The organism is Algoriphagus sp. 4150 (assembly GCF_031457395.1).
GTDB lineage: Bacteria > Bacteroidota > Bacteroidia > Cytophagales > Cyclobacteriaceae > Algoriphagus.
In genome coordinates this window covers 1-1,437 of record NZ_JAVDWS010000069.1, presented here as the reverse complement: position 1 = coordinate 1,437, position 1,437 = coordinate 1, and the positions used below count along the sequence as shown (strand labels likewise).

General features: G+C 37.5%; 1 protein-coding gene. It reads left to right on the top strand.

The features are described 5' to 3' along the window. Positions 1-149: 149 nt before the first annotated feature. Positions 150-1,437, top strand: a 1,288-nt coding sequence (locus J2X69_RS24730) for a condensation domain-containing protein (RefSeq protein ID WP_310109544.1), incomplete at its 3' end; no start/stop codon positions are given.

Genomic DNA, 1,437 nt, shown 5'->3' with positions numbered 1-1,437 from the left:
TGCAAGTCTGGAGTCTCACCTGAAGGCGATCATCCATCATTGTGAAGAGAAGCTGGATCGTGAAGGGGCTAGTTATACCCCCAGTGATTTTAAGACCGTTAAAATAAGCCAGTCACTATTGAGTCGTTTACAATTTGAAAAGCAATCCGATGAGGAATAAAATCTCAAACCTATATCCTGCAAATAGCCTACAACAGGGTTTTATTTATCATTCACTAACTCAAACAGAAAATGATATTAATATTCTGCAGCAACGATATGATTACTACCAACCTCTTGATGTTGATAAATATGTGACCGCTTGGCAGATGTGTGTTGCTCAATACCCTATTTTACGGACAGCGTTTAATTGGGAAGAGGATGTTATTCAAGTGATATATCAAGAAGGAAATCTTTCTTATAATTTTTATGATATCAGTGAGCTTTCAGCGCCAGATGAAAAGGAACGCAGCATCGATGCTATTGGACTGCACGATCGGGAAAAGAAATTTGATTTAACAAAACCGACACTATTCCGATTGCACGTTATTAAGCAGGCAGCCGACTGCTATACGGTGATTAAAACGATTCATCATATTGTAACAGATGGATGGAGTGCACCTAGACTATTAAATAGTGTACACGAATATTACCATGAGCTTATTTCTAATAGAATGCCCGTTATCAAAGAAGATGTTGCTTATCTGGAAGCTCAGGAATACATCAGTAAAGCAAAAAAAGATACCTTCGATTATTGGAATAAGAAGCTTTTTGATGTTGATACATCCAATGATATTAATCCATTACTGAGTAGGCCGATGGATTTGACAACCAGTCACAAGGTGGGGCAGGAGACGGCTATAACTATGTTGGAAATTGAGGGGAAGACATATGATGCTCTTAAAATGTTTAGTCTATCTAAAGGAATTACACTCAATGTTATTGTTCAGTTTATTTGGCATAAATTATTACAAGTGTATAGCAATAGTAGATATAGTGTTGTGGGAACGACAGTTTCCGGCCGAGACCTTCCGATCGCGGATATAGAACACAGTGTAGGGCTTTATATTAATACTCTTCCATTGGTTATTGATTGGGATAACAAGAATACAATAGAATATCAATTGTATCGGATTCAGGACCAGGCTGTTGAAATGAATACAAATAGTTTCGCGGATCTTGCGAAATTGCAAAAAGGAGGAGAGAGATTGTTTCATAGCCTGTTTGTGTTTGAAAGTTATCCTATTCCTAAAGAGAGCGACTATGTTCTAAAATTTGTCGCTAAAAATGTTTCCGAGAAAATAAATTATCCGTTGGGTGTTTTGGCCTATGAGCATAATAATGTTCTTTCAATATACTTACACTATGATGGTTATTATTTAAATGAAGAGAAAGCCAGGGCTCACATGGGTATGCTGGACCTGCTTTTGAAGGAAGTTCTGGCACATCCTGAGAAGC